Below are 23,000 nucleotides of genomic sequence, written 5' to 3'. Positions count from 1 at the left end.
GGTACAGCACCCCAGGCTCTTAATCCGCCGGATGCTTGTTCATCCATGAGGCTTTAACGGGGAGCCTGATGCCGTCCTCCAGGGTCGCCTGGGTCAGGCTCCCCCCCTCGCTCTGGATGCAAAGGAAATAGAGGTCAGCATCCCCTGCCCTATATGCCCGTTCGCCGGACGGCGCCACCCGGACCAGGCTCCCTTCGCTCACCGGGAACTCCTCCCCGTCCACGTAAAAGATGCCGTTGCCCCCCAGGACGATATATAGTTCTTCGTTCTTCTTGTGGGCATGGACAAAGGGCATCCCCTTCCCTGCCGGCAGCCTGTTGAGCGATACTTCGCAGCCGGTCAGCCCCAGGCTCCCGCCGATGAAGTATTTGCCGTGAAAGCCGAGAAAATCCCTCTCAAGAAGCGTTGCAAACGGTCCGGTATGCTCTGCGGTAAAGTTGTTTCCCTGAATGGTCACAGCATCCTCCTTTTGAAGTTATGGACCTTCTGGTCCAGAAATGGCTAAAAAAAATTTATCCCAAAGCCCGCAGAGTAACGGCAACGATATCTCGAACCCGCTGCTCATCGGCCCCACTCTTGACGACCGTCTTGATTCCCCCCAGGCTGCTGATCAGATAGCCCGCCAAAGCCTCGGCCTCCACTTCCCGGGTAATGGCCCCCTCTTCCTGGCCACGCCTGACCGCCCGACAAAGCAGGGCGTGCAGCCCGTCGAAACCGGAGGATACCTCCCCTGCGATGTCACCGTCTTTCTGGGCGCACTCGGTGGCGGTATTCATCAGCAGACAGCCGCGCCTGGCCTCGTTGGGACGCCTGGCTTCGGCTGCCGAATTCAGCAGCATCCTCTCAATGAATTCCCGCGCCGATCCGGAGTTCCCCAGCAACTCGATGAGCCCTTGGCCGATTTTTTCCCGATAGCGGGCAATACAGCGCAGGAAAAGCTCTTTTTTGCCGCCGAAGGCTTGATAGAAGCTGCTCTTGGAGAGTCCCATGGCCTGGAGCAGGTCCTGTAGAGTGGTCGCCTCATAGCCACGGGACCAGAATACTTGCATGGCCGCATCCAGCGCCTTCTCGGGATCGTATGCGAGGGGTCTTCCCATTGACATGGGCAAACTTTAGGACCAAAAGGTCCAGAAGTCAACCTGTTTTTCTTTTCGTGTCCGTTCAAAGGCATGGCCGCTCAAGATGCCGTATAATCATAGAAGATCCACAAAAGCCACCAAAAGGAGGATGCGTCATGGCCAATCCCTTTGTGCATGTTGAGCTGATGACAACCGACCTGACCAGAGCCAAGGCGTTTTACTCGGCGCTGTTCGACTGGCAACTGGAAGAGATACCGGGCATGGACTATACCCTCATCAAGGTGGGGGAAGGAACGGGGGGCGGCATGATGCGTACCCCAGGACCGGAGGTTCCTTCCTCGTGGCTCGCTTACGTCCAGGTGGACAATGCGGTCACCACTACCGAGAAAGCTCGCTCACTGGGCGCGACAATTCGCAGGGAGGTCACCGAGATTCCCGGCATCGGCTGGTTCAGCGTCATCACCGACCCCACCGGCGCAACTCTTGCATTCTGGCAGATGCACTCGACCAGTTACAACTCGTAGGAGTAGCCGCTCATTTTGGGAGGTGCCGTATGGGATGGTTCATGTCCAACTATGTCCCTCACTGTTACGCGGCCCTGCGCATGGTCGCCGGCTTTCTCTTCCTCTGGCACGGCATGCAGAAATTGTTCTCCATTCCAAGCCCCATGCCGCCAGGAGCCCCCCCGTTCATTATCTATGGAGCCGGCCCCATCGAACTCATCTGCGGAATTCTGGTCATGATAGGATTTTTCACCCACTGGGCCGCCTTCATTGCCAGCGGCGAAATGGCCTTCGCCTACTGGATCCATCATGCAAAGATGTCCCTGCTGCCACTGCAGAACCAGGGCGAGTTGGCGGTGCTCTACTGTTTCGTCTTTCTTTTCATCGCGGCGCAGGGAGGTGGCATCTGGAGCATCGACAGCCGCCGGAAAGGGAGCAGCCATGGGCACTGACGCGCGAGCTGGATAGGGACTTATTTCCGATGGAAACAGGAATTCGGCTGGATAGGGAGGCGGTTCGAGGAAAATGGTGCCAACCGGTACCGCATTAGGAGTCGATAAACCGTTGACAATCAGCGAACACACATTTATTTATACTAAGATATATTTATACCTATGGAAAAGGTGCCTTTTACATGGATGGGAAAACGGGAACGGACTACACCGAAGCGGAAATGGCTGCCGCCCAGGCCTCACTCAAGCTGGGCTTTCCGCGGCTCCGGTTTCCGGTGAAGCTTGAGGCGGCCTTCAGCGGGTATTATTTCAAGAACACCCTGAAGCAGGTACGCATTGCCCTGATGACCGGCATCGTTCTGTATGCGGTGTTCGGCATTGTCGATTTCATGCTCCTCTCCGCAGACAGGGAGCACATGTGGTTCATCCGCTACGCTGTCGTCTGCCCTGTGGCGACTGCCGGCCTTGTCTTCACCTACATGCCTGCATTCAAACGTTACGCCCAGCCTGCCATCTGGCTGGTGATGCTGGTGGGTAGCCTGGGCATTGTCGCCATGGTCCACTTCGACCCGGCTCCTGAAAAAAATTTCTATTACACCGGCCTGTTATTGCTGATAATGGCCGCCTTTACCTTTGTAGGAATGCGATTCTGGTATGCCCTGACATGGGCGCTTGCCACGACCCTTGCCTATGAGGCTGTCGCCATTTTCGACCGGCATGCCGCCTTGACTACCATCGTACATAACAGCTTCTGCATCCTGGCCACGATCAATATCGGCACCTTTTCCAATTATCTGATGGAACATTACCGGCGGCGGGATTTTCTGAATTCCATTCTCCTCGTGGCGGAAAAACAGCAACTCCTGGAAACAAGTGATAAACTGCATCAACTCTCTATCTCCGACGAATTGACCGGTCTAGGCAACCGCCGACACCTGGAATACCGGCTGGATCAGGAATGGATGCGCGCCCTGCGCTCCAGAAAACCCATATCCCTGATCATATTCGACCTGGATTTTTTCAAAAATTATAACGATACCTACGGCCACCAGGCAGGAGACGAATGCCTGAGGGTGGTGGCGGAGGAACTGGGCAGCATGGCACGACGCCCAGGAGACATGGCCGCCAGGTACGGTGGCGAGGAATTTGTGCTGGTTCTTCCCGAGACCGACCTCCCCGATGCCGCCTCAATCGCCGAAGACTGCAGGGCACGTGTGGAATCCCTTGGCATACCCCATGGTTTGTCACCTGCAAGCGTGGTGACCCTCAGTGCCGGCGTCGCCACCATGGTCCCCGACAACCGCACCAGCAGGAGCATGCTGCTCCAGGCAGCAGACAAGGGTCTGTACCAGGCAAAGAGGGATGGCAGGAACCGCATAACCTTCGCTGACGGCACCACGCCGGAATCGCCGCTGCCGCTCCCCTTTCCCAAGCATTTGCGCTCTTCCCTGAGCGCACCGCCGCCGGTCTCCCCTCTGCCGCCTGTCTGACGGTTCAAGGCAATCCCGCACCCTCATCATCCGCCGTCTTGCCGCTCGCAATGACCATGGTGGCACCGGCACCCTGGCCGAACCTTTTCCTTCATTATCGCGCGACAATACGGCATAATGCCTCCCATGATCGGACTCCGCCGCAATATCCCCCTGCTTTATGCCTTCTCCTTCCTGCAGATGACCCTCTTTCCCATGGCGGTCATCACCCTGTTCTGGAAGGAGCACATCGGCCTGTCCCTCTCCCAGATCCTGCTCCTGCAGAGCATCTTTGCCGTGGCGATGGTGGTAATGGAGTATCCCTCCGGCTACATCAGCGACAGGCTCGGATACAGGACTGCCCTGACCTTCGCCACCGTGCTGGGCATCATCGGCTGGGGGGTCTACACGGTTGCCTCCTCCTTCTGCCATGTCCTCATCGCTGAAATCCTCCTCGGCATCTCCACCTCCTTCATCAGCGGCACCGATAGCGCTCTTCTTTTTGAATCGCTCAAGGGAACGGACGAGGAAGCGGCCTATGCCCGCTTTGAAGGGCGCTCCACCGGCTTCGGCCAGACCGGCGAAGCGGCAGGGGCGTTGTTCGCCGGGGTGCTCTATGCCCGATACCCCCTCCTCCCCTTTATGCTCCAGGTAGTGATCTGGGTACTGGCACTGTTTGTCACGCGCGGATTGATTGAACCTAAGCGGGAACAGCATCACCAGGTCAGCCACTTGCAGGAAGCTCTTGCTTCAGCACGGTACGTCTTCATGGAGAACCGGCGGCTCCGGGTTACGGTCCTCCTCAGCATCGTCCTGGGAATAGCATCCTTCTACCCGGTGTGGCTGATCCAGCCCTACATGCGCGACGCCGGCGTCCCCATCGCTTCCTTCGGCCCCATCTGGGCCGGGGCCAACTTTATCGTCGCCGTCTTTGCCGTCTTGAGCCACCGGGTACGGGAGCGCCTCGGTACCCGAGGGATCGTTTTTCTTCTAGTGGTGCTGGTCTGGGCAGGATACCTGGGGTTGGCGCTGTCGGCAGGGGTGTTGGGGTTCCTCTTCTATTACCTGCTCACGGCCATGCGCGGCATGCGGGGGCCATTCATGCTACACCTTACCCAGGCAGAAATACCTTCAGCCACCCGGGCCGGCATGCTCAGCCTTCAGTCCCTCTGTTTCCGGCTGCTCTTCGCCATCACCGGACCGCTGGTGGGGAAATATGCCGATCACCGCGGTGTGGCAAACACCTTCATGCTCCTCTTCATCGTCTTTCTCCTGGTCCTTCCCCCGCTCATGTACCTCTTTCTCAAGCATCGTCACGCACCTCAATTGGACTGCTGATTGTCAGACACGGACTTGCCCCCGGCCATACCTGTGGCACAATTTTTTAAAAGGCCTGCTCATTACTGCAGATGGGAGGGCTGTCATGGAGAAGACACGGTTCACTTTGTCACGCCGGAGGTTCATGGCTGCGGCGCTTGCCGCCGGCCTGGTGCCGTACCTGCCGAAATCTCTCGAAGCGGCAATCGGCGGCGAGATGCCCTACCGCACCCTGGGGCGCACCGGCGAAATAGTTTCCCTCGTCGGTCTCGGAGGATTCCACATCGGCAAGCAGCCGAGCGAGGCTGAAAGCATCCGCATCATTCGCACCGCCATCGACAACGGCATCACCTTCATGGACAACTGCTGGGATTATAACGGCGGCCAGAGCGAAATCCGCATGGGCAAGGCGCTCAAGAACGGCTACCGACAGAAGGTCTTTCTCATGAGCAAGATCGACGGCCGCGACAAAAAGACCGCCGCCGGACAGATCGATGAGTCCTTGCGCAGACTCGGCACCGACCGGATAGACTTGATGCAGTTCCATGAGATCATCCGCAGCACCGATCCCGGTTTGGTCTTCGCCTCCGGCGGCGCAGTGGAGGCGATTCTGGAGGCAAAAAGGGCGGGCAAGATCAGGTACATCGGTTTCACCGGCCATAAGAGCCCCGCCTACCACCTGCAGATGCTCAAGATCGCCCGGGAGCACGACTTCCGCTTCGACACGGTGCAGATGCCGCTCAACGTCATGGACGCCCATTACAACAGTTTCGAAAAGCAGGTCTTGCCGGAACTGGTGAAGCAGAAGATCGGCGTCCTTGGAATGAAGCCGCTCGGAGGGGAGTACATCGCCAAGAGCAGGATCGCGCCCCCCATCGACTGCCTCCACTACGCCATGAACCTCCCCGTCAGCGTGGTCATCACCGGCTGCGATTCCCTGGATATCCTCCAGCAGGCCCTAAAGGCGGCACGGACTTTCAGGCCCCTTTCCAGGGAGCAGGTGGCGGCACTTCTGGCGAAAACCGCCCAAGCGGCGCGACACGGAGAGTATGAGCGGTACAAGACCAGCCACACCTTCGACGGTACCTACCACAGCCCCCACTGGCTGGGACCGAAGGCCTCCGGTGATGCGCCGGCAGTGGGTCCGCAGGCGGGGGTTGCAACTACTGGACAGGACTGAGGTGGCATGATGCGCATCGATGACGCCACATACCGGGCAATTTTCGACACCATGGCCGAAGGAATTGTCTTTGCCGACAACGACAACCGTCTGGCCTACATCAACCCTGCGGCTGAGCGGATACGCCACATCAAGGCCGAGAGGTTTCTTGGTCTGGACCTGCTCAGTATCCACTCCCCCCGCCTGCGCGATAGTGTCACCGAGCTTCTCCGCGCCTTCAGAACGGGACGGCAACTTTTCCACCGCAAAAAAACAAAGATCAGGGGGGAGCTCTTCGAGAACAGCTACCATGCCGTTCGCGATAAAAAGGGGAATTACCTGGGGGCGCTGATGGTAAGCCGGGCGGTGGCGGGGTAATCGCGGGAAAGGGAATCCATGTAAGTTGAAGGTTTGCCGGCAAAAAAAATGTTCATCGGACATTTCCGGGGAAGGCAGTCGTGGCATCGGGAGAGAGCGACGAGTTACAGCGGCGAGCGGACACCCGCCGCATGTGGAACGGAGAGGCAACCAACAAGTTCAAGTATTGTGCACTATTACGCGGGCGGCACCGCAAGGTCCGCAACTGTGGCGACAGAGCGAACGGACGATGTCGCGACTGCCTTTTATTTCCACGGAAGTACCGGATGAACCAAAAAAAAGCCCCTGCATTTTCGCAGAGGCTTTTTTCCGGTAACGCCCGCCAATCAACTTGGCGGGCTAGCTAGGGCAACCTTCCTTGCAATGGGATACAGGGCGAATACGGAATCTTGCAGTCCACATGGCGTAGTCTCCTTTCAATCCTGATTTGCGGGGTGTTGTTCATTTATAGCCAATAAGCCGGACACCGTCAACCATGATAAGAGATAAAAACATCTTTTTTGTTAACGCCTGCTTATCATGACCACCCTCTCACCTGCTACAATGATTGGAGGGGGTGCAGCATGAGAAATCACGAGATCGCCCGGATCTTTTCCGAAATTGCCGACATCCATGAGTTCCGGGGTTACGACATCTTCAGGATCAGGGCTTATCGCCGCGCAGCGCTGAATCTGGAGGGGCTGTCGCAACCGGTCGACAACCTCTCCCACAAGGAACTACTGGAAATACCTGGCATCGGCAAGGATTTCGCCGCCAAGATCGAGGAATATCTTGCCACCGGCAAAATCGAAGCCCACGAAAAACTGAAGGAAGAGGTACCGCTGGGAATGTTGGAACTGCTGGTTATCCCCGGCCTTGGACCGGCAAAGGCGCGGCTACTTTACGACAAACTGGGGGTCAAGGGGATCGACGACCTGGAACGGGCCGCCACCGAGCACCGGCTGGCCGGGGCTGTACCCAAATTCGGGGAAAAGAGTGAGGAAAACATCCTCAAGGGGATCGAGATGGTGAAAAGGGGCCGGGAACGCTTCCCCCTCGGCAGGGTGTTGCCCCTGGCCAACAGCCTGGTGGAAAACCTCCGCAAGCAGGGGCCCGTGGAGCGGATCGAGCTGGCCGGCAGCATCAGGCGATGGAAGGAGACAGTGAAGGACATCGACATTGTCGCCACCTCCCCCGATCCGCTAGCGCTCATGGCCGTCTTTACCTCCCTTCCCCAGGTGACCCGGGTGCTGTTGAAGGGACCGACCAAGTCGTCGGTAATCGTCACCGAAGGGATCCAGGTCGACCTGCGGGTGGTGGAGCGGGAATCCTACGGAGCCGCCCTTGCCTATCTCACCGGCTCTAAGAACCACAACGTGCGCCTGCGGGACATGGCCGTCCGCCAGGGGCTGAAGATCAACGAGTACGGCATCTTCAGGATTGAAGACGACCAGCGCATCGGCGGCGCGGAAGAGGAAGACGTCTACCGGGTCCTGGACTTGCCGTTTATTGCGCCGGAACTACGGGAGGACAGCGGCGAGGTGGAGGCGGCCCTGTCGGGCGCCTTGCCCCGGCTCATCAATCTCAAAGATATCCGGGGGGATCTGCACGTCCATTCACGGTGGAGCGACGGCATGCATTCCCTGGAGAAGGTGGCCGCCGCGGCCAAAAAGCGCGGGCTTTCCTACATTGCCCTCACCGATCATTCCCGATCCCTCGCCGTCACCCGCGGCCTGACCGTGGAGCGGCTCATGGAGCAGCGTGAAGAGATCGCCGCCTTCAACCGGGAGAATCCCGATTTCCGGGTGCTGCACGGCACGGAGATGGACATCCTCCCGGACGGTTCCCTCGATTTTCCAGATGAGGTGCTGCGGGAGCTGGATTTCGTCATCGCCTCGATCCATTCAGCTTTTAAGCAGCCGCAGGAGCAGATCACCGCCCGGGTGGCGGCCGCCATGCGCAACCCGTGGGTGACCATGATCGCCCATCCCACCGGCCGAGTCCTGGGAGAGCGGGAGGCGTACGAGATCGACATGGATGAGGTGCTGCGGCTGGCGGCCGAGACCGGCACGGCCCTGGAGATCAACGCCTATCCGCTCCGCCTTGACCTGAACGACCGCCATGCCCGAAGGGCCAGGGAGCTCGGCATTCCTATGGCCATCAACACCGATGCCCACGTGGTCAGCAACTTCGAGTTTCTGCCCTATGGTGTCGCCATTGCCCGCAGGGGATGGCTGGAAAAGGGAAATGTGCTGAACGCGCTATCGCTGCCGGAGCTTTTGGGAAGGAAGAAAAAGAATTCGGGCAAGCTCAGTAAACCTTGAGGTCCTCGCAGAAACAGCAAAGGCGGCCGGGTTGGCCGCCTTTTTGATTTTACGGATCATTAAAGGCCGATTGATCAGCGCTTCCTGGTTAAGGAATCCAGCGGCGACAGGTCCACCTCCCTGGGGCGGCGTTTGATCACTTTTCTGCCGTCGGCACCGGCTAGCTGGGCCACCAACTCAGGGAACTCCTGGTTCAGCAATTGGCGGATTGCGGCATAGTCGAAGGAGAGGTGGTCATCCGGGTGAATGCCCTTGCGCTTAATCAGGAAGCGGTCCAGATGGGGATCGGTCTTGCGCAGGAACTCCAGCATATCCAGGACGAACAACTTGCCGGCCGGGAATTTGCCGCTCATCAGCCGATTGAGGTCATCCATCTTCAGATTATTGGCAGCAAGATGCCGGATCCACTTATAGCAGTCGGTGCTGTAAGCCGTCTGCAGATCGGCACTGGTAATGGTGAATCTGATTTTCTCTCTGGCCATGTTTCAACTCCGTCAGGTCGTTATGCTTTCCCTTATACCGAAAAAATGCGGTCGGGGCAACAGCCCCAGGTGGCACTATTTTCGGTAGCCGCCGGAGTAAGACCCCCAGCACCTTTTCCAGGTGTGGTTTAAAGCAACAGCATTTCTTCGACCGGGTTTTGGCAGCTGTGGCATTACTTGATAGTGACCTGAGTCATCCCTCCAGCTTCCCGACCACCTTCTCTCGATACTCGGGAAACTGATCCAGATTGAAGGGACGGTTGCGCATCATAGAAAGCTTGAGCAGCTTGAAATCCAGTTCCCGCTGCTTTTTCCGCCGCTCCTCGTCATCCTCAACGGAGTTCACCAGTTCCCGCAGGCTGACGATCTCGTTGCGGAGCGTTACTTCCGGCGGGACAAAGCCGGCATTCTTCAATACCTTGTAAGCCATGCGCAACTCAGCGGGGGACACAGGAGAGGTCCTCATCCATGGCCTGGGGCTTTCCTTTGCCGGCCAGGTCCTCGAATTCACCTCGCTCCATGGATTCCCGGATCTTTCGTTCGGCAATTGTCGCCAGTATTTCCATCGCTCACAGTCCTTCAAAAAGCGCCCCCATCCACTGGGGAGGGTTGCGTACAATTCTTTTTCCCGAAATCACAGCTTTTTTATTGCCGTCTCCAGCGTCTCTGCACCGATGGTGAGATACAAGACCCCTTCGGTGATGGTGATCGACCAGTTGATGAACCGCTCCAGCCGCTCAACCAGGCTGGCGAGGAATGCCTGGTCGATAGTAATGACGGTGAGATTTGTGATGTTGGCCAGTTTGGGGAGATGCTGCTGTTGCCAGTTGGTGAGCGCCCGGCCACAGGCCATCAGGGCGACCTTTTCTGCATGCCGGCTCGCCTTGATGATCCGCTCAGCATCGGGCAGACCGACCTCGACCCAGAGCTGAACCCGGTCGTCGCCCCCTTTTACCCAGAGGTCCGGCTCGTCAGCGGCGCAGAGCCCCTTGGTAAAGGTCAGGTCGTCCTCAAAGAAGATGGCGTAGGCCAGAAGCCGCACCACCAGCCGCTCCTCCGTCTCCGACGGGTGCTGGGCCACGGTGGCCTGCAGGGTTTCGTACCGGCCGCGGTCGATGTCCGACAGCTCTATGGCCGCCTTGTAGATTTTTGAGGGTAACGCCATAACAACATCTCTCAGCTAGGTCGTTGACCTCGCATTATAAGCGTAAGGACGCGATCAAGAGCAGACGCGAATCGATTGCGGTCGGGCAGTCCAAACGGGGCCGGGCCCCCCTGGAGCATACCACCGTCCCGCAGCTCGGAAAGCAGGTCGCGCATGGCCAGCCGGTCGCCAATAGTCTCTTCCATATAGAGTTCGCCGCGGGGATCCAGGGCGATTCCCCCTTTGGCGACGATCCGAGCGGCGAGGGGAACATCGGCAGTGATCACAAGATCTGTCGGTGCAGCATGGAAGGCGATATAGTCGTCGGCCACGTCGAAGCCCTCCTCCACCACGATTGTCTCCACCAGCGGGCCCGCATGCTTGGCGAGGCTCTTGTTGGCCACCAGGCACAGCGGCACCTGCAGTCGGGCCGATGCCCGAAACAGTATATCCTTCACCGCCCGTGGGCAGGCATCTGCGTCTATCCAGATCTTCATGGGCCTCCTACACCTGCTTCCTGAAACCTCGCAGCAGGGCTCACCCGCTAAAACCGAATCGCGCTGCCGCATCGGCATAGGCAATGACTCGCAGGGTCGGCGGTCCGCCGACAAAGGGAAGCACCTTCTCCCAGAGGCGGTTGTCCTGCGGGTCACGGTAGAGCTCTGCTCCTTCCTCCGGCTTCTCCGCCAGCTTCTGCAGCCGTGTTGCAGTCAGCCACTCCACACGATCGGCAATGGCATCGCCGGTTACCTTCAGGCCAAGGTCGAGCCACATGCCCACCAATTCCTTCTCTTCTGGTTTCAATTCTTCGAACATCTGTCCTCCCTTCAGTAAATACAGACGGCTGAATATATCCTATTCCCTGCTCGCACACAACTACCTGGGTTTTCGCGGCCCCGGCGCAGAATTGCGCCCCAGGCGTGCATCCAGTTCGTCTATCCAGCCAGCTCTGGCCTCGGGAAATGCATCGGCATAGGGAACGTAGGGTTTGATGTCCAGCACAGGTGTGCCGTCCAGGAGGTCCACACCGCGGAGATGGAGTGTCCTACCTTCGATGGTAACCAGTTCCACCGCCGACAGGCCTATGGAGTTGGGACGATGGGGAGAGCGGGTCGCCAGGACCCCCCGTTTTGGCCCGCCCCGAGGAGGTTTTACACTGCTTCTCCAGCCTTCGCTCAGATGAAAAGCAAAGATGAGCCACAGCCTCTCAAAGCCGCTCAAATCCTGAATGACTTTCTCGTCCAGCCAGTGCTGCAGCTCCAGCGTGGCCAGGGCGAAATTGCCGGTTTCAGTGCCTGCCACCACAGTGCTCTGGTGGGGGGCGTCGATGCGGCGTGCATAGGGGGATTTGAGGATGCCAATAGGGCGATAGATAAAACGGGAATCGTCAGTCATCAGATTTATTGGAGTGGGTTGGTTTCGTTACCTGAGGAATCATATTACGCTGCCCATTGTTGCTCATTAAAGCAGGAAATTTCAAGTATTAAAACGGCGCATGGAGATAAGTGTATTGCCCTCCTTATGCCATAAACTCAACAGATAACTTGCGTCACAGCGGTAGAAAATGTTAAAAGAAAAGGCTCACCTCTTAATACTGAAGAGGTTTTGGCATGCGGTGTCATATCAAATTACGAGGGTGAAAGAATGATGATGAATTATTTTGGTCCGACCAAACTGGATGCAGCGCTCATCCCGAAAATAGCCCAGCAGTGGGGAACTCCGGTCTATCTCCATGATCAGGCATACATAGAAAACAGCTGTGAACAATTGCTGAACATGCCCAACGCCTACGGCCTCCATGTGCGCTATGCCATGAAGGCCAACTCGGACCGCACCATTTTGCGGGTCGTCACCAACAAGGGGCTGGACCTGGATTGCTCGTCCGTCGATGAAGCCGCCCGCGCCCATGCCGCAGGAATTCCCTACAGCCGGATGATGCTCACCACCCAGGAGGTGCCAGCCGGCGAGGAACGCGCCGAACTGGAGTCGATGATCCAGGCAGGCCTCAAGTACAACGTCTGCTCTATGACCCAGTTTCAACTGATTGCCGGCTTTGCCAAGAATAACAGCGTTGACCTGTCGATTCGCGTCCACCCAGGCGCTGCCGGCGGCGGCGAGAGCGCAACCCGCGACACCGGCAGCGAATATTCCTGTTTCGGCGTCCACTTGAACGATGTCCCCAAGGTCAAAGCAATGGCCGACGAGCAGGGGCTGCGCTTCAACCAGGTGCACGTCCACATCGGTTCCGGAGGCGACCCGGAAAAATGGCGGGAAAACATCGACCGCGAGCTGGGCTTTGTGAAGAGCTATTTCCCCGATGCCACCACGGTAAGCTTCGGCGGCGGGCTCAAGGTTGCCAGGATGCCGGGGGAAAAACAGGCTGACATCGCCTCGCTGGGCGCCTATGCCAAGCAGCGGGTCGAGGAATTCAAAGCAGCCACCGGCCGGGAACTGCGGATGGAGATCGAGCCGGGAACCTTCGTGGTGGCCAACTCGGGCCATATCATCACCCGGATCATCGACAAGAAGCTGACCAATGGTATGAACTTCCTCATCGTCGATGGCGGCATGGAACTTTTGACCAGGCCGCTCCTCTACGGGTCCGAGCATCCCATCGCCATCGTCCGCCAGGACGGGACGCTCCTTTCCAGCGAGTATGACCAGAGGCCGACAGCAGGACTGAAAGAGTTTGGTATCGTCGGCCGCTGCTGCGAGAGTGGCGACTCGGTCCGTCTCGACAAAGAGGGCAACATCGTGCCGGTGCTGATCGTCGAGCCGGAAATCGGCGATTTCGTGGTCATCGGTGGCACCGGGGCCTATTCGGAAAGCATGTCGCCGGAGAACTACAACTCCCACCGCAAGCCGGGCGCCGTCATGAAAACCAAGAGCGGCGAACTGGTGCTGATCAGGAAAAAGCAGGTGCGTGAGCAGCTGGTGCAGAATGAGCTGGATGTGAAGCTGTAGCCGCCCGCTAAGACCAGAAACAAAAAGGCCAAGGGACATCCTCCCCTTGGCCTTTTCTATTTTGGTCATTGGGAATCTCTCGATTGGTGATTCAGGATGTTGTAGCCGAGCTCAAGGCACCACGGCTGCCAGCAGTCCCCGCAGCAGGTACGAGACTTCATCGACACCCTTTTCGCCACCGCCCTGACGAAAGTATGCGTCGGCTAGTGACTGCTACGTGCTCTTGCGGGTGAGGAGGGAGAGTGAAACAGCAAAGACGGCCAATGTGGCCGCCTTTGCATTATTAATGATGTCGGGACAGTTATACATCACATATTACTTTAAAGATATATCTTGCAAATATCGTTTTAAAGGAATAATTTTTAAATATATCTTTAAAGGAATAAATGGAGGAGCTATGAGCATTCGTTCTCCAAAAGAACTGGGAGAGGAACTTCGCCAGCAACGCAAAGCAAGGGGATTGACACAGGCAGCTGTGGGAAAGCCTGTCAATCTGGTGCAATCCAAAATATCGCAGATCGAAAACGGAACGCTTGCCATTGAGTTGAATACCCTGTTCCGGCTTCTGGCAGCTCTCGACCTGGAACTGGCGGTACAACCACGGCAGAAGCAAGAACTAAAAGGGGATGAGTGGTAATGCCCAGGAACCTAGCGGTTTACCTCAATGGCATCAGGGTAGGAGCCTTGGCTCGTACTGCCAGAGGCCTTCAATTTGGTTACGATAGCTCCTGGATCACTTCCGGCGTGAGCCGCCCCCTGTCTCTTTCCATGCCCCTGCGGAGGGAGCCGTATTTTGGAAATATCGTAGAAAATTACTTCGATAACCTGCTTCCTGATAACCAAGCGATCAGGAATCGTATCCAGACAAGATTTGGTACTCCGTCAAACCGTGCATTTGATCTATTGTGGCATGCCGGCCGAGACTGCGTCGGCGCAGTGCAGTTGATACCAGGGGATGCGGAGGCTGTAGAGGTCAGAAGGATAGAAGCCGTTCCTGTTTCGGACGAAGAGATAGCGGTCCTCCTTAACAATTACCGGACAATGCCGTTGGGCATGCGACCGGATGTTGAGTTCAGGATTTCTATGGCAGGAGCGCAGGAGAAAGCCGCTTTGCTCTGGCATGATGGCAGGTGGCACCTCCCTTCGGGAGTGACCCCGACAAGTCACATTCTGAAGCTTCCCATTGGCACGATTGCCCATAGCGGCCTAGACCTTTCTGATAGCGTCGAGAATGAATGGCTGTGTCACCTAATCCTGAGGGAATATGGTATTCCGGTCGCTAGCGCAGAAATGAAAGCCTTCGACGGGGTAAAAGTTCTCGTGGTAGAGCGATTCGACCGGCGCTGGGCAGAGGATGGTTCGTGGCTCATTCGGCTCCCCCAGGAGGATATGTGCCAGGCACTGGGAGTAGCTCCAGCATTGAAATACGAAAGTGACGGCGGCCCCGGCATCCAGGAGATAATGACCTTTTTGCTCGGATCGGCAGACGCATTGCGGGACCGGCGGGTATTTATGCAGACACAGCTACTTTTCTGGCTTTTGGCTGCCATTGATGGCCATGCCAAAAACTTCAGCGTTTTCATTCGACCAGGTGGCGAGTTTTCTCTAACCCCGATGTATGATGTGCTTTCCGCATATCCTCTTGTGGCAAAGGGACAACTGGAACCGCGCAGGGTGAAAATGGCAATGGCTGTCAATGGCAGGAACCGTCATTACGAACATGCCTCTATCCGCTACAGGCACTTGTTGACCACAGCCCAGAGAAGCAACGTATCCTATGAGGAGATGACACTCATCATCGATGAACTACTTGATCGGATGGACGACGTTATCACGGCTGTAGCGGCCAGATTGCCCGGTGATTTCCCAGATGAAATCGCTGCCGGCATCTTTGGCGGGATGCGACAGTCACGAGATCGGCTAGTATCGCAGCGGCACGAGCGTTGAAAGAGCACTTGGTTTATGTCCCAGGTTCCCGAGATACATCATAAAAACTCTCTATTGATTTCTACTTTCCAAATTGTACCCCCAGCAACTTGTTCTCCGGCCTGTCCCCACGCAATGTAACTGAGACACTGCTGCGCAATTGATCCCACTCGGCATCAACCAGATACTCCTTCATCGCCTCATAATTCTCCGTATTCAGCGATGCAACATACTGCTTACTATTTTGCGCCGCCGTGGCCATGACATGGGCAAACCATGCTCCCCTCGGCTTCGGGTCCATATGGGCGAAGAGCCGGTTGTCATGCCAGAGGAAACCGCAGTTGTGGTTGGCACCGTTGAGTAGTAATTCCCAATCGAAACAGACAACCCTTGCCGCATTGATGCCGTCGGACTCATCCCCTTCGATATTGACGGAAAGATTGTAGCGAAGCTGGTTGTTGCCGTCATTCGCTTCCAGGAGAATCCCGGCCGGCGTTTTGGGATAAAGTTGCTCCGCCAGTTCGGAAAAATAGCAGGATGCCGCCTGTAAAGGGGTAGTATCCGCATAATCGGCCGCCTTGCGATCATCCTCAATCATTCGCTCTTTAATGGTTCGCTCCTGTTCCTTGAGCTTGTGAACCAAATCAAGAAATTCTCCCAGTTTCTCCCGTTCCCCTTCGTAGCGCACAAGCTGCTGCGCCAGGGCTGCGTATTCATCCAGCGCCTTTTTCCCTTGAAGCGTGGCCAGCAGTTGATCCCGCTTTGCGCCAACTCTTTTGTGTTCGCTTTCCAAACCTCTCATGCGCGAGTCGAAGCGGATTTTGTCTGCTTCCAGCCTAGCTTTGCGATTGCTGGATAGGGACTTGTGAAATTCCTCCACCGCCTCGAAATGCGCCAGCATCTCCGGCTTGAAGACATTCTGAAGCCCTGCGTACAACTCCAGCAGTTCATTTGCGCCGATATCCGGTTGATTGGCCAGGGCCTTGTCGATGCCATCAATCTGAAATTTCAGAACTGCAAGCTGCTTCTCGATCTCCCGCAGTTCACTAGTCAGTTCGCCCGACTCAAGCTCGACGGCCCGGTAATCCTCGGCCACCCGGAACCGGGCGAGATCTGCCTTGAGCCGGGGGATTTCCTTGTCGAGCCAATCGGCGCGAACCTTGGGCTGGTTACCAGCCCTGAACATGTCACGCAATACGTGGTCGGTACTCCAGCTTTTCAGGTTCCTTTTCAGTTCATCAATTCTGTTCTTGTGCGATTTCTTGTCAGCCACCAGCTGGCACTCAGCACCCAAGAGATACAAGCTGCGCAACAGGCCGTCAAAATCTGTTTCCCGTGATGTAACAATTGGATCCACGCAATCCTTGAGGGAGCGACGCCCGAACCGTGTGATCAGTGACCTGAAAGAGAGGCCCGGCAGTTCCTGATCAAGTCGGAATACCCCGGATGCGTTCAGCCACTCCAGAAGCTTTTTGGGCTGGATCGTCCTTTCGTCAAGCGCCAGCTTTTTACCGTCGGCGCTCCGTTCAATCAGGTGATCTGTACCGTTAATGCTGAACTCAAGGGAAAATACCCATTCGGGAATCGCCGTTTTCAGTTTGCTGTCCAAAGTGGCTCCAAGGCAGTGATGCACCAGCTTCAGTGCCAAGGTCTTGCCGACTCCATTACTGCTCCCATCCTTCCGGTCATGGGAACTGTCGCCGACGATGAGGGTCAACCCTGTGGGATTGAAGCGGATCGTTTTAAACGATCTCTGATTTGCCGCGAGCTCGATAAGTTTCATTGTGCCTGCTCCGATGTTATGCGGCCATCACCCACCAATTGCACCGCACCGATAGCATACAACACATCCACCGCCAGCACCATATGAGTGAACGAGGGGCGGGACTGCCAGCCGGAGGCATCCCGGTCTATCTGTGCCCAGAGTTCGTCCAGCGTACGCGGCTCCACCAAGATTCGGCGCAGATAACCGGACAGGCCGATTATCGAATCGCTGAAGCGGACGTGCTTATGAGGGATTAATGCTGTTTGGATGCTCATAAGCGTCACACGTTTCAAAATATTTGGCAATGATAACCTGAGCAGCTTGGCGATAGGCCTTCATGGTATGAGGATGGTGTGGAATTGATGACGGAATGAGGCTATCGACCAGCCAGACATAGCGTTCATTCGGTGCGTCAGCAGAGTCAGGAATGACATCTTTACTCTGCTGATACAGCGCATTGATTTCAATGGCGATTTTTTGGGCAAGACCAGTATCTCTGGCACTCAAGAATCTATCCACGTCGGCAACCTGATAAAAATAGAAGCTCAGATGTTCCGTAACAGGCGATTTGATCCCGTTCAAGGCTATCTTGGCATGAAAATCGGGACTTACGCTCTCAAGCAGGGGCAGTAATGAGCTGTCGCTATCCGCGAGGTGGGTAAGCAGTTCACTGACTGCGTTCGGATCGATAAAGTCCGGAAGCTCTGATGGTATGCCATATACTATATCCATCTTTTCCGAAGCCAGTAAGTTCATGAACCGGTTTGTCAGATCAGCCGATGAAAACGGCGTGGCTTCAAGTAGTTTCTCCTGCTTGGCCAGTTCCAGCAGCATATTGCCGATAGGGGCGGGCATGCCGCAATAGCGGTCATTGCAGACAAAGTGATAACGCTCGACGTGCGGCCACTTGATTTTTAATTTGCCAAAGTCGTCAATCGCCTTTGCTGTTGCTTGTACTGTGTTCAGCTCTGTAGTTGCTTCCGGGCCATATACTTGGAAGTAACGATTTTCTTGCGGACACCAGCCGTCATTACCGCCATCTCCCCAGCTGCCCCATGGCGCGACTGCCTGATATCCAGGCAGCGCATACTGCATTACAGCGCTGAACAGCTTCTGGAAAGCATTCCCGGAGGCTTCATACAGCCTAAGCTTGAACAAGGTTCTGTACCAGAAATCTTCGTGGGGTGAAGACACAGATTCCCTCTCAAAATAGAACTCAAATTATCAACAATGCCAATCAAGACTTGAATTATGGGACATTACGCTCTATTTCCTTAAACAAAAGGCAGCCTAATTGGCCACCTTTCAGTTTCACTCACTTCAAATTCTTCTTTATCCTCTCCACCGCCTCGATCACGTTCTCCCGATGACCGAAGGCCGACAACCGGAAGTAACCTTCGCCGCTGGGGCCGAAGCCGCTTCCCGGCGTCCCCACCACGTTGCACTCTGTCAAAAGCTTGTCGAAGAAGTCCCAGCTGCTCATGCCGCCAGGGGTCTTCAGCCAGATGTAGGGGGCATTGACGCCACCGTAGACGGTGAGGCCGGCTTCTTTCAAGCCTTCGCGGATAATGCGGGCATTTTCCATGTAATAGTCGATGATTTCCTTGTTCTGCTTCCAGCCCTCGTCGGAATAGACGGCTGCAGCAGCTCGCTGAACCGGGTAGGAGGCGCCATTGAACTTGGTGGTGGTGCGGCGCAGCCAGAGACGGTTGAAGCTGTAACGCTCGCCGTCTGGGGTGGTACCCATCACCTCTTCGGGAACGACCACAAGGCCGCAGCGAACGCCGGTAAAGCCGGCGGTCTTACTGAAGGAGCGGAACTCGATGGCGCACTTCTTGGCCCCTTCTATCTCATATATGGAGTGGGGGATGGCGGGATCGGTGATGAATGCCTCATAGGCCGCGTCGTAGAAGATCACCGCGTCGTTGGCGTTGGCGTAATCGACCCACTTCTTCAGCTCCGCTTTGGAAGCGACGGTGCCGGTGGGGTTGTTGGGGAAGCAGAGGTAGATGATGTCCACCTTCTCCTTGGGGAGCTCTGGAATGAAGCCGTTGGCTTCGGTGCAGGGGAGGTAGACGATCCCCTTGTAGTAGCCCTTGTCATCCGCTTCGCCGGTGCGGCCGATCATGACGTTGGTGTCGTTGTAGACCGGGTAGACCGGATCGCCGATGGCTACCACGTTATCCAGGGCAAAGATATCGAGGATGTTGGCGCAGTCGCACTTGGAGCCGTCGGAGATGAACATCTCCTCGGTCTTGAGGGAAACGCCCAGGGGCTTGTAAGACTTCTCAATGATAGCGTTGATCAGCCAGTCGTAGCCCTGCTCCGGGCCATAGCCGGCGAACTGGTCGATGGTGGCCAGATCGTCCACCGCCTGGTGGAAGGCCTTGATGACGGCTGGGGCCAGGGGACGGGTAACGTCGCCGATGCCGAGACGAATGACCTTGGCAGAGGGGTTAGCCTCGGCAAAGGCCCGCACCCGGCGGCCGATTTCGGGAAACAGGTAGCCTGCTTTCAATTTCAGGTAGTTATCATTGATTTTCGCCATTACAGAAAATCCCCCTTACTTTTACCACACTGTATGTGCGTCATATTTTTGGATCAATGGATCAGCAGTTATAATTGGCAGGTGCTCGCTGATTGCCTGAGCAATCAGCATTCTATCGAATGGGTCTTTGTGGATTGGTGGCAGGCGTAAAGTTGCCATGCTGTGCCGAACTGTGATTGGGAGCATCTCGATCCCGTTAACGCGAATTTGCTCAAGCACAAACTTTTCCGGTTCGTCAGGAAGCTCAATGCGCCCGAGTTGGGACTTTATTGCAATCTCCCACGTACTGGCGCTGCTTAAATACAGGATATTCCTGCTATCGGCAAGAATTTTCCGTGCTGGAGGAGAAAGTCGACGATCATCTAGCAGCATCCACAAGAAAGCATGAGTATCTAACAGTGCTTTCACTTGTAAAACTCATTAAGAATGTCGTCCGGCAGTGGAGCATCAAAGTCCTCCGCCACCTTAATCTTGCCCCTTGCAGAGCCGAGGGAACGTTTGCGAACTCTGGGGCGGATAGGCACAAGCTTCGCAAAAGGCTCGCCTTTGCGGGCAATGATAACATCCACACCAGCCTCTACCTTGTCCAACAGTTCACCCAGATGGGAACGTGCCTCAGATGCTCCAACGGTAATGCTCATACATCACCTCAACGTAATCCTAATACATCCTGCATATCATACAACCCCGGCTTTTTACCCACCACCCATTTGGCGGCCCGGACGCTGCCACGGGAGAACATATCCCGGGTCATGGCCCGATGGGAGATCTCGATCCGCTCTCCCATGCCGATGAAGTAGACCGTGTGCTCGCCGATAATGTCGCCGCCGCGGACGGTCTGCATGCCGATCTCTTCCTTGGTCCGCTCGCCGCAGATCCCTTCGCGGTGGTAGTTGGCCACTTTGTTGTAGTCTCGCCCGAGGGCCTCGGCCACCACCTCACCCATGCGCACCGCGGTCCCGGAAGGGGAATCCTTCTTTTTGTTGTGGTGCAGCTCGACGATCTCCACATCGAAATCGTCCCCCAGGGTCTTGGCCACGTCTTTCAAAACCTTGAAGCAGACGTTGACGCCGACACTCATGTTTGGGGCGAGCACCGCTGGAATGTCTTTCGCCAGTTCGGCAGCCAGCGCCCGCTCCTCGGGGGTGAAGCCGGTGGAGCCGATGACGATCGCCTTCTTCTTCAGGGCACAGGCTTCCAGGTTCTTCAGGGACACCTTTGGGGTGGTGAAGTCGATCAGCACATCGCAGCCCTCAACGACGGCATTGAGGTCATCGTTGATCTTCACCTGCAGTTCGCCGCAGCCGGCAAGAAGCCCCGCATCCTGGCCGACCAGGGGATGCCCCTGGCGCTCCAGGGCACCGGAAAGAACAGCCCCGTCAGCTTCAGTAATAGCAACAATAATGCGCTGACCCATACGACCGGCAGCACCACAAACGGCAACCTTTACCATCTTGGACTCTCCTGGGTTTTAAGTTTAACCTACCGGGCAAGGATTTTTCGTCCTGGCAAGGCTGTCAAGGGATTGCGCGGAGGCGTGGTACCCAGGAGGGCATAAACAGCGCCACGCCGCACAAGGAAACCCGCAGACTACGCAGGCAGGGCGGAAAAGCATTGTCCGTCTAAATCAACTTGTATTCCTTCATGACTGCTACCAGCTTCTCTTTATTGGCAGCCGCCATGGTTGCCAGCGGCAGCCTCACTTCATCGCTGCATTTGCCCATCAGGCCGACCGCTGTCTTCACCGGCACCGGATTGCTCTCGATGAACATGGCGTTGGAGATCTTCAACAGCTTCAGGTGCCACTGACGGGCCTCTTCCATCTTACCGGCAAAGAAGGCATCCACCAGGGCGGCCACCTCTTTCGGCATGATGTTGGCGACCACGGAGATGACCCCCTTGGCGCCGCAGGCCATCATGGGGAAGGTGATGAAGTCGTCGCCGCAGAGGACATCGATCTTGTCGCCACACAGGGCCAGCACTTCAGAGGCCTGCTGCAGGGAGCCGGTCGCCTCCTTGATGGCAACGATGTTCTTGTGCTCGGCGAGTCGTGCCACTGTTTCCGGCAACAGGTTCACGCCGGTGCGCCCCGGTACGTTGTACAGGATCTGTGGAAGCGCCACCGCATCGGCAACGGCCATATAGTGCCGGTAGAGCCCTTCCTGGGTCGGCTTGTTATAGTAGGGGGTGACAAGGAGGGCACCGTCAGCGCCGAGCTGTTTGGCATGCTCGGTCATCTCGATAGCCTCGCGGGTGGAGTTGGAGCCTGTGCCGGCAATGACAGGAACCCGCTTGTTCACCTGCTGGACAACGATCTCGATGACACGGTCATGCTCCTCGTAATCAAGGGTGGAGGACTCCCCGGTGGTGCCGCAGGGGACGATGGCATCGGTACCCCCGGCAATCTGGAACTCTACCAGTTCCCTCAGTTTCTCTTCATCGACCACACCGTTTTTGAATGGGGTGACAATGGCGACAATGCTTCCTTTGAACATATGCATCCTCCGTTTGGGTCAGACCGGGGTGTGTCTGCCGCATCAGGGCAAGATCTTGCCCACTGAAATGGATTTTTAGAATCGAGTAAGGGATAGAAAACGACAAAAGTGGGTATTTTTAACATACGGGAGGGGAAAAGTCAAAATAAACGACGTTATATCAGCAGATTGAAGGCCACCTCTATTCAGGCTCCGTCAAAGCGCCGGCCACCTCATTCGAAGGGAGACTCTCAACTGCTTCTCCGGCAACCGTGGCAACAGTACGTACCGTATAGCGATAGGTCACACCACGCTGCACCCGCAGATCTTCGAAACTCGTGCCGGTGACAGGCTTATCGTTGATGGGGAGCGGCACCAGTGACTCTCCCTGCCGGCTGCGATAAATATTGTAACCAACGATGGTAGTTTCTTGTGGCGGAGTGATCGCTAGAATAATGCCAGTTGCCTGGGATACGGCCCTCACCACAGGCGGCTGGGGAGGCTGGACCTTCCGGCGGCGAACCTTATTTGACTCCGGGCTGGGTGTGCCGTCCTTCTTGCGGGAGATGACCTTGTACTGGTAGGTCCTGCCCGTATCCACACCATTGTCGTTGGTAATCAGGAGATTGCCGACTCGCTCCACCCCCTGCAGGTACTCCAGATCCACCGTTTTCAGGAGGAGATAGGCAGATGGACACTGTTCGCAGTCCTCTCCAGGGGGCAGCACCTGGCGGCGGAAGAGTTCAAAACCGGCCAGATCAGCCAGACGCTTGCCACCCATTTCCTTAGTTGGCGCAGACCAGGAGAGCTGGAAATACTCTCCCTTCTGAGCTACGGCCAGATTATTCACCGCCGCCGGCACCAGCGCCTCCGGCGGCACCAGCGGTCCCTTCTTGCCGCAACCGGCAAGCAGAAAAAATATAACAATAGAAAAAAATAAGGTTTTCATTCTCAACCTACCGGCTGCGGATTTTTAGTCAATTTCAAGGCGCCAAAGGAATCCCGCGGAGGCGTAGCAGCGCTACGCCGCACAAGAG

At 56.4% G+C, this 23,000-nt stretch carries 29 protein-coding genes and 1 pseudogene; 11 read left to right on the top strand and 19 right to left on the bottom strand.

Going from position 1 to position 23,000, the window contains the following annotated elements:
* Positions 1–19: 19 nt before the first annotated feature.
* Both ML541_RS07805 and ML541_RS07800 read right to left on the bottom strand, forming a co-directional pair.
* Positions 20–457, bottom strand: a complete 438-nt coding sequence (locus ML541_RS07805; RefSeq protein ID WP_243372119.1) for a cupin domain-containing protein — start codon at positions 455–457, stop codon at positions 20–22.
* Between the two features lie 55 nt (positions 458–512).
* Entirely contained in the window at positions 513–1,103 is a 591-nt protein-coding gene (locus ML541_RS07800) for a TetR/AcrR family transcriptional regulator (protein WP_243372117.1), read from the bottom strand.
* Positions 1,104–1,234: 131 nt separating this feature from the next.
* Here ML541_RS07800 and ML541_RS07795 point away from each other — a divergent pair, with 131 nt between their 5' ends.
* From ML541_RS07795 to polX, 7 genes are all read left to right on the top strand, one after another.
* Complete coding sequence (locus ML541_RS07795; protein WP_243372115.1) at positions 1,235–1,603, top strand: VOC family protein; 369 nt, start codon at positions 1,235–1,237, stop codon at positions 1,601–1,603.
* A 29-nt stretch (positions 1,604–1,632) separates the two neighbouring features.
* The gene (locus tag ML541_RS07790; RefSeq protein WP_243372113.1) at positions 1,633–2,034 is read left to right on the top strand and encodes a DoxX family protein; all 402 of its coding nucleotides are present in this window, start codon (positions 1,633–1,635) and stop codon (positions 2,032–2,034) included.
* A 182-nt stretch (positions 2,035–2,216) separates the two neighbouring features.
* Positions 2,217–3,524 carry a diguanylate cyclase gene (locus ML541_RS07785; RefSeq protein WP_243372111.1) on the top strand — a complete coding sequence of 436 codons (1,308 nt, stop codon included), beginning with the start codon at positions 2,217–2,219 and terminating at the stop codon, positions 3,522–3,524.
* A gap of 126 nt (positions 3,525–3,650) precedes the next feature.
* Entirely contained in the window at positions 3,651–4,841 is a 1,191-nt protein-coding gene (locus tag ML541_RS07780) for an MFS transporter (RefSeq protein ID WP_243372109.1), read from the top strand.
* 85 nt (positions 4,842–4,926) lie between these two features.
* The gene (locus ML541_RS07775; RefSeq protein ID WP_243372107.1) at positions 4,927–6,000 is read left to right on the top strand and encodes an aldo/keto reductase; all 1,074 of its coding nucleotides are present in this window, start codon (positions 4,927–4,929) and stop codon (positions 5,998–6,000) included.
* 6 nt (positions 6,001–6,006) lie between these two features.
* Positions 6,007–6,357, top strand: coding sequence for a PAS domain-containing protein (locus ML541_RS07770; protein WP_243372106.1), 351 nt, complete (start codon positions 6,007–6,009; stop codon positions 6,355–6,357).
* A gap of 563 nt (positions 6,358–6,920) precedes the next feature.
* A complete protein-coding gene (gene polX, locus ML541_RS07765; RefSeq protein ID WP_243372105.1) occupies positions 6,921–8,660 on the top strand; it encodes a DNA polymerase/3'-5' exonuclease PolX in 1,740 nt (579 codons plus the stop codon).
* A gap of 74 nt (positions 8,661–8,734) precedes the next feature.
* Here the strand turns inward: polX and ML541_RS07760 are convergent, their stop codons facing one another.
* The 7 genes from ML541_RS07760 to tsaA all read right to left on the bottom strand — a co-directional run bounded on the left by ML541_RS07760 (position 8,735) and on the right by tsaA (position 11,681).
* Complete coding sequence (locus tag ML541_RS07760) at positions 8,735–9,142, bottom strand: hypothetical protein (protein WP_243372104.1); 408 nt, start codon at positions 9,140–9,142, stop codon at positions 8,735–8,737.
* A 193-nt stretch (positions 9,143–9,335) separates the two neighbouring features.
* Positions 9,336–9,572, bottom strand: coding sequence for a DnaJ family domain-containing protein (locus tag ML541_RS07755; RefSeq protein WP_279342398.1), 237 nt, complete (start codon positions 9,570–9,572; stop codon positions 9,336–9,338).
* 7 nt (positions 9,573–9,579) lie between these two features.
* Positions 9,580–9,708 (bottom strand): DnaJ family domain-containing protein, encoded by a 129-nt coding sequence (locus tag ML541_RS18890; protein ID WP_279342397.1) that lies wholly within the window; start codon positions 9,706–9,708, stop codon positions 9,580–9,582.
* Between the two features lie 68 nt (positions 9,709–9,776).
* Entirely contained in the window at positions 9,777–10,307 is a 531-nt protein-coding gene (locus ML541_RS07750; protein WP_243372103.1) for a YaeQ family protein, read from the bottom strand.
* An 11-nt stretch (positions 10,308–10,318) separates the two neighbouring features.
* Positions 10,319–10,783, bottom strand: coding sequence for a YaiI/YqxD family protein (locus ML541_RS07745; protein ID WP_243372102.1), 465 nt, complete (start codon positions 10,781–10,783; stop codon positions 10,319–10,321).
* Between the two features lie 40 nt (positions 10,784–10,823).
* Entirely contained in the window at positions 10,824–11,102 is a 279-nt protein-coding gene (locus tag ML541_RS07740; RefSeq protein WP_243372101.1) for an Imm27 family immunity protein, read from the bottom strand.
* Between the two features lie 60 nt (positions 11,103–11,162).
* A complete protein-coding gene (gene tsaA, locus ML541_RS07735; protein ID WP_243372100.1) occupies positions 11,163–11,681 on the bottom strand; it encodes a tRNA (N6-threonylcarbamoyladenosine(37)-N6)-methyltransferase TrmO in 519 nt (172 codons plus the stop codon).
* 249 nt (positions 11,682–11,930) lie between these two features.
* Between tsaA and ML541_RS07730 the strand changes: the two genes are divergently transcribed.
* From ML541_RS07730 to ML541_RS07720, 3 genes and pseudogenes are all read left to right on the top strand, one after another.
* The gene (locus ML541_RS07730) at positions 11,931–13,250 is read left to right on the top strand and encodes a diaminopimelate decarboxylase (protein WP_243372099.1); all 1,320 of its coding nucleotides are present in this window, start codon (positions 11,931–11,933) and stop codon (positions 13,248–13,250) included.
* A gap of 265 nt (positions 13,251–13,515) precedes the next feature.
* Positions 13,516–13,887: a helix-turn-helix transcriptional regulator gene (locus tag ML541_RS18965; protein ID WP_243372098.1), complete on the top strand. Its 372-nt coding sequence runs from the start codon at positions 13,516–13,518 to the stop codon at positions 13,885–13,887.
* Positions 13,887–14,135 (top strand): annotated as a pseudogene (locus ML541_RS07720) (HipA N-terminal domain-containing protein); the annotation flags it as partial. The gene ML541_RS18965 and the pseudogene ML541_RS07720, both read left to right, overlap by 1 nt.
* Positions 14,136–14,150: 15 nt before the next feature.
* Here ML541_RS07720 and ML541_RS07715 read toward each other — a convergent pair.
* Complete coding sequence (locus tag ML541_RS07715; protein WP_243372330.1) at positions 14,151–14,372, bottom strand: hypothetical protein; 222 nt, start codon at positions 14,370–14,372, stop codon at positions 14,151–14,153.
* Here ML541_RS07715 and ML541_RS07710 point away from each other — a divergent pair.
* Positions 14,292–15,197, top strand: a complete 906-nt coding sequence (locus tag ML541_RS07710) for a HipA domain-containing protein (RefSeq protein WP_347710793.1) — start codon at positions 14,292–14,294, stop codon at positions 15,195–15,197. The genes ML541_RS07715 and ML541_RS07710 overlap by 81 nt on opposite strands.
* Before the next feature lie 61 nt (positions 15,198–15,258).
* On the opposite strand, the gene ML541_RS07705 is transcribed toward ML541_RS07710, so the two are convergent.
* From ML541_RS07705 to ML541_RS07665, 9 genes are all read right to left on the bottom strand, one after another.
* Positions 15,259–16,959, bottom strand: a complete 1,701-nt coding sequence (locus ML541_RS07705; RefSeq protein ID WP_243372097.1) for a DUF2326 domain-containing protein — start codon at positions 16,957–16,959, stop codon at positions 15,259–15,261.
* Positions 16,956–17,216 carry an ABC-three component system middle component 6 gene (locus ML541_RS07700; RefSeq protein ID WP_347710790.1) on the bottom strand — a complete coding sequence of 87 codons (261 nt, stop codon included), beginning with the start codon at positions 17,214–17,216 and terminating at the stop codon, positions 16,956–16,958. The genes ML541_RS07705 and ML541_RS07700 overlap by 4 nt, the downstream gene beginning before the upstream one ends.
* Entirely contained in the window at positions 17,185–18,135 is a 951-nt protein-coding gene (locus tag ML541_RS07695) for an ABC-three component system protein (protein ID WP_243372095.1), read from the bottom strand. Before ML541_RS07695 ends, ML541_RS07700 begins: the two co-directional genes overlap by 32 nt.
* 121 nt (positions 18,136–18,256) lie before the next feature.
* Positions 18,257–19,489 carry an LL-diaminopimelate aminotransferase gene (locus ML541_RS07690; protein ID WP_243372094.1) on the bottom strand — a complete coding sequence of 411 codons (1,233 nt, stop codon included), beginning with the start codon at positions 19,487–19,489 and terminating at the stop codon, positions 18,257–18,259.
* A 21-nt stretch (positions 19,490–19,510) separates the two neighbouring features.
* Complete coding sequence (locus ML541_RS07685) at positions 19,511–19,897, bottom strand: type II toxin-antitoxin system VapC family toxin (protein ID WP_243372093.1); 387 nt, start codon at positions 19,895–19,897, stop codon at positions 19,511–19,513.
* Complete coding sequence (locus ML541_RS07680; protein ID WP_243372092.1) at positions 19,894–20,130, bottom strand: type II toxin-antitoxin system Phd/YefM family antitoxin; 237 nt, start codon at positions 20,128–20,130, stop codon at positions 19,894–19,896. Before ML541_RS07680 ends, ML541_RS07685 begins: the two co-directional genes overlap by 4 nt.
* An 8-nt stretch (positions 20,131–20,138) precedes the next feature.
* Positions 20,139–20,942, bottom strand: coding sequence for a 4-hydroxy-tetrahydrodipicolinate reductase (gene dapB, locus ML541_RS07675; RefSeq protein ID WP_243372091.1), 804 nt, complete (start codon positions 20,940–20,942; stop codon positions 20,139–20,141).
* 169 nt (positions 20,943–21,111) lie between these two features.
* The gene (dapA, locus tag ML541_RS07670) at positions 21,112–21,984 is read right to left on the bottom strand and encodes a 4-hydroxy-tetrahydrodipicolinate synthase (RefSeq protein ID WP_243372090.1); all 873 of its coding nucleotides are present in this window, start codon (positions 21,982–21,984) and stop codon (positions 21,112–21,114) included.
* A gap of 181 nt (positions 21,985–22,165) precedes the next feature.
* On the bottom strand, positions 22,166–22,912 hold the full coding sequence (locus ML541_RS07665; protein WP_243372089.1) for a lipoprotein: 747 nt from the start codon (positions 22,910–22,912) through the stop codon (positions 22,166–22,168).
* Between the last annotated feature and the right edge of the window lie 88 nt (positions 22,913–23,000).

This window comes from Geotalea sp. SG265, from assembly GCF_022808985.1.
In the GTDB taxonomy this organism is placed as follows: domain Bacteria; phylum Desulfobacterota; class Desulfuromonadia; order Geobacterales; family Geobacteraceae; genus Geotalea.
This window is presented reverse-complemented; position numbering and strand designations above follow the sequence as displayed.